We start from the raw sequence: 5,001 nt of genomic DNA on the forward strand, positions 1-5,001 counted from the left end.
CGGCCGAGCACCCCGATCCCGGCGAGCGCGAGGGCCGCCCACGCCGCCGATCGCCACGACGGCCGCGCCGCCACGGACAGCGCCAGCGGCCCGAGCACCTCGAACGTCACGGCCACGCCCTGCGGGATCCGCGCGAACGCCTCGTAGATGGCCAGGTTCATGCCGGTCATGGCCGCGCCCAGCCCGACGACGGCGGCCCACCCCCGGGGGCCCAGGCCGGCGAGGGCGGCGCGGCTCGGCCGGGTGACGAGCAGCAGCACGGCCGCGGAGAACACCACGCGCAGGGCGACCATGGCGGACGCGCCGACGTCGTCGAACAGCAGGCCCGCCACGGACGCGCCGAGCTGCTGGCTCAGCAGCGAGAGCAGGACGAGCAGGACGAGACGCACGCCCACAGCCTAGGGGCGCGCCGCGCCACCCCGGCCCCGGCCGGCGCGGGAGCGCTGCTGCCCGAGGACCACCGGGGGGCCCGGTTCCGCTGACCCCGAGGCCGCGGAAAACAACACGCTGACGTGCGCTAATCCGCCTCGTCGTGGGAAAGTGGGGGACGCGCGCCCGCGCAGACCCCGCCCCGATCCCAGGAGGCCCGCATGGCCCGGCCCCAGACCGTCCTCACCGTGGTGGCCGCCCGCCGGCTCACCCCGCACCTCGTGCGCCTGACCCTCGGCGGCGAGCAGTTCGACGCCGTCCACGCCCGCTGGGCGGAGAAGGGCGCCACGGACCAGTACGTGAAGCTGCTCTTCGCCGACCCCGCGCTCGGCCTCGAGCCCCCGTACGACCTGGACGCCCTCCGCGAGCGCCTCGCCCCGGAGCAGCTGCCGGTCCGCCGCACCTACACGGTGCGCCGCATGGACGCGGCCGCCCGCACCATGGACGTCGACTTCGTGGTCCACGGCGCGTCCGACGACGGCGCCGCCCCCGGACGCGACGGCGGCCTGGCCGGGGCGTGGGCGGCCTCCGAGCCCGTGGGGCAGCAGGTCGCGTTCCTGGGCCCCGGCGGCGCCTACCGACCCGACCCCACCGCGGACTGGCACCTGCTCGCCGGCGACGAGGCCGCCCTGCCGGCGATCGCCGCCGCCCTCGAGGACCTCGCCGCCACGGACGCCGCGGCGGTCGGCGTCGCGCTGATCGAGGTGACCGACGCCCGGGACGAGGTGCCCCTGACCGCGCCGGCCGGCGTCGAGGTGCGCTGGCTGCACCGCGGCGACCCCTTCACCCCGGAGACGACGCGGTTCGCCGCCGCCGTCGAGGACGCGGCGTGGCGGGAGGGGCGGGTGCACGCGTTCGTGCACGGCGAGCGGGAGCAGGTCAAGCGCGTCCGGGCGTACCTCACGGACGTGCGCGGCGTGGACCGGCGGCAGCTGTCGGTGAGCGCGTACTGGGCCTACGGCCGCGCCGAGGACGTGTTCCAGGCGGAGAAGCAGACCCCGGCGGGGCAGATCTTCGAGGACGGCACCACCGGCGGCTGACCCGCACAGGGACGGCACATCCGCGGCTGCGCCTCCGGCCCGCCGCGGACGCCACCTTCACCGAGTGGAACGCGGTCGAGGCGCCCGAGGCCCCCGCCTCGGAGGACGTCTTCGACCTGCCCGAGCTGCAGGAGCTGGCCGGCTGACCCGCTGGGCGATCCGGGTGGGCCGGCGGGGCGCCACGGCATGATGTCCTGATGGACCGCACCGCCCCCACCCCGCCCGCGAACGCCCTCGCCCCGGACCTGCCGGAGGACATCGCACGGGAGGCGATCGCCTTCCGCCGGCGCCTCCACGGGCATCCGGAGCTGGACCTGCACCTGCCCCGCACCCAGGCCGCCGTCCTCGAGCGGCTCGAGGCCCTGCGCGCCGAGGCGGGGGAGGATGCCGCCACCGGCCGCCCCGCGCTGGAGACGAGCGTGGGCCGGGCGCTGAGCTCCGTCGTCGTGGTGCTGCGCGGCGGGGCCCCGCTGCCGGAGGGGGCCCGGCGGCCGGTCGTGCTGCTGCGGGGGGACATGGACGCCCTGCCCGTCACGGAGGAGACCGGGCTGGAGTACGCCCCCTCCGTGCCGGGCACCATGCACGCCTGCGGCCACGACCTGCACACCGCCGGCCTCTACGGCGCGCTGGCCTGGCTGGTGCGCCGTCGCGGGGAGCTCACCGCCGACGTGGTGGCCATGTTCCAGCCCGGGGAGGAGACCGGCGGCGGCGCCCTGCACATGATCCAGGAGGGACTGCTGGAGGCGGCCGGGCGACCGGTGGACGCCGCCTACGCGATCCATGTCTCCTCGGGCACGTACCCGCGCGGCGTCCTGCTCAGCCGCCCGGGGGCGATCCAGGCCGGCTGCGACGACCTGGTGGTGACGGTGCACGGTCGAGGCGGGCACGGCTCGGTGCCGCACCTGGCCCAGGATCCGGTGCCCGTGGCCGCCGAGATGGTGCTGGCGCTGCAGTCCGTGGTCACCCGGCAGTTCGACGCCTTCGACCCGGTGGTCGCGACCGTCGGGCACCTGAGCGCGGGCACGGCGGCCAACATCATCCCGGACAGCGCCACCCTCGCCCTCACCCTGCGGACCTTCTCCGCGGACGCCCGCGCCCGGCTGCTCTCGGCCGTGGAGCGCCTGGTGCATGGGATCGCCGCGGCGCACGGCATGAGCGCGCAGGTCCGGACGGACTGCGCGTTCCCGGTGACGGCCAACGATCCGGACGCGGTGGCCTTCGTCCGCGGGGTCGTGGAGGACCTCTACGGGGCCGACGCCTACCGGGAGCTGCCCGAGCCCGAGCCCGGCAGCGAGGACTTCTCCGAGGTCCTCCAGCGGGTGCCCGGCGCCTACGTCCTGCTCGGGGCGGTCCCGGAGGGCATGGACCCGGACGAGGCCCCGGTCAACCACTCCCCGCAGGCCGTGTTCGACGACGCCGTGGTGCCGCGGGCCGCTCAGGTGCTGGCCGAGCTGGCGCTGCGGACGGCGCCGGTGCCGGCGTCCTGAGCGCGGCGGCCGGCCCGGAGCACCTCGGCGATCTGCCCGACGCACGGCTCGTTCTGCAGGCTCGTGGTGTCCCCGAGCGCGGTGCCCTGGTGCAGCTGCGTCAGCAGCCGCCGCATGATCTTGCCCGAACGGGTCTTGGGCACGTCGGGGACGAAGACCACCTCGGCGGGCTTGGCCACCGGCCCGATCACCCGCCCCACATGCCGCCGCAGCTCCTCGGCGCGGTCGGCGGCGGAGGCGCCGGGGCCGTCATCGCCGGCCAGCCAGCTCTCGTGCGCCACCACGAAGGCGACGGCGGCGTGCCCGGTGGTCTCGTGCGGCACGGGGCACACCCCCGCCTCGATCACCTCCGGGTGCGCCACGAGGGCGGACTCGATCTCGATGGTGCTCAGCCGGTGCCCGGAGATGTTGATGACGTCGTCCACGCGCCCGAGGATCCAGACGTCGCCGTCCTCGTCCCGCTTGGCGCCGTCGCCGGCGAGGAACCAGCCCGCCTCGCCCTGGTCCGCGTAGTCCTCCCAGTACGAGTGGAAGTAGCGGGCCGGGTTCTGCCACACGGTCCGGGCCATCGACGGCGAGGTGCGGGTGACCACGATCCGACCCTGCAGGCCCTCGGGCGTGGGGGCGCCGTCGTCGTCGACCACGGCCACGTCCACCCCCGGCAGGGGCCGGGAGCCGCAGCCCGGCTTGAAGGCCGTGTCCGTGGGGCGGGGGGAGAGCACGGTGGCGCCCGTCTCGGACTGCCACCACGTGTCCACCATCGGCAGGTCCGGGGTGTCCCGGCCGATCTGGGTCCGCGCCCACGTCCAGGCCTCCGGGTTCACGGACTCGCCCACGGTCCCGATCAGACGGATCGAGGACAGGTCCGGACCGCCGTCCGCGTGCGCCGGGATCCCGTCCGGATGCCAGCCCTTGAGCGAGCGGATCAGGGTGGGCGCCGTGTAGTAGCTCGTCACCCGGTAGCGCTCGATCACCTCGAAGTGCCGGCCCGGGTGCGGGGCGTTCGGCACACCCTCGTAGATCACCTGCGTGACCCCGTTCGAGAGCGGACCGTAGATCTCGTAGGTGTGCGCGGTGACCCAGGCCAGGTCCGCGGTGCACCAGTGGACGTCGTCGTCGCGCCGTGCCGGGTCCGGGTGGGAGAACAGGAAGTCGTGCGTCCACGAGGCCGCGGCGAGGTACCCGCCGGAGGTGTGCACGAGCCCCTTGGGCTGTCCCGTGGTGCCGGAGGTGTACATGATGAACAGCGGGTGCTCCGCGTCGAAGGCGCGCGGGGTGTGGGTGTCCGGCTGGCGGTCCACGACGTCGTGCCACCACAGGTCTCGGCCCTCGGTCCACGGGATGTCCCGGTGGCCCGTGCGGTCCAGGACGAGGATGTGCTCGATCGCGTTGTCCCCGGACACGGCCTCGTCCGCGTTGGCCTTCACGGGGACGGCGGCACCGCGGCGGAACTGGCCGTCGGTGGTGACGAGCAGCTTGGCGCCCGTGTCCTCGACGCGGAACCGCAGCGCCTCCGCCGAGAACCCGCCGAACACGAGCGAGTGCACGGCGCCGATCCGCGCGCACGCCAGCGTGATGACGATCGTCTCGACGAGCACGGGCAGGTACACGACGACGCGGTCGCCCGCCTCGATGCCCAGCTCCTCGAGGGCGTTCGCGGCCTGGGCGACCTCGCGCTGCAGCTGTGCGTAGGTGACGGCGCGGCGGTCGCCGGGCTCGCCCTCGAAGTACAGGGCGACCTTCTCCTCGCGCCCCGCCGCCACGTGGCGGTCCACGCAGTTCACGGCCACGTTCAGGGTGCCGTCCTCGTACCAGCGGATCTCCGGGCCGCGCTCGGCGGCCGGGTCCGGGGCGGTGAGGGAGCGCGTCCGGGTGAAGGGTCGCTCCCAGCTCAGACGTCGGCCGGCCGCCTCCCAGAACGCGAGCCGGTCCGCCTCGGCCACCGGGCGGCCGTCGCCGCGCCCGCCGTGCAGCCGGTCCGCCGGGCGGCCGGGGTGGACGTCCGGGTCGGCGGCGTCGACGAGCGCCTGCGGGAGGGGGCCGGG

The 5,001-nt window shown here is 75.7% G+C and carries 3 protein-coding genes and 1 pseudogene; 2 read left to right on the forward strand and 2 right to left on the reverse strand.

Features of this window, described 5'->3' with window-relative positions:
* A pseudogene (locus tag QL983_RS10305) lies at positions 1–389 on the reverse strand (EamA family transporter); the annotation flags it as partial.
* 201 nt (positions 390–590) lie between these two features.
* Here QL983_RS10305 and QL983_RS10310 point away from each other — a divergent pair.
* Together QL983_RS10310 and QL983_RS10315 are read left to right on the forward strand one after the other, a co-directional pair.
* Positions 591–1,469 carry a siderophore-interacting protein gene (locus QL983_RS10310; protein ID WP_095353584.1) on the forward strand — a complete coding sequence of 293 codons (879 nt, stop codon included), beginning with the start codon at positions 591–593 and terminating at the stop codon, positions 1,467–1,469.
* A gap of 197 nt (positions 1,470–1,666) precedes the next feature.
* The gene (locus QL983_RS10315) at positions 1,667–2,956 is read left to right on the forward strand and encodes a M20 family metallopeptidase (protein WP_134377003.1); all 1,290 of its coding nucleotides are present in this window, start codon (positions 1,667–1,669) and stop codon (positions 2,954–2,956) included.
* Here the strand turns inward: QL983_RS10315 and acs are convergent.
* A partial coding sequence (gene acs / locus QL983_RS10320; RefSeq protein ID WP_356768438.1) for an acetate--CoA ligase occupies positions 2,905–5,001 on the reverse strand: 2,097 nt, incomplete at its 5' end. The genes QL983_RS10315 and acs overlap by 52 nt on opposite strands.

Origin of the sequence: Micrococcus sp. APC 4021, assembly GCF_030407635.1 — a bacterium.
Lineage (GTDB): Bacteria > Actinomycetota > Actinomycetes > Actinomycetales > Micrococcaceae > Micrococcus > Micrococcus luteus.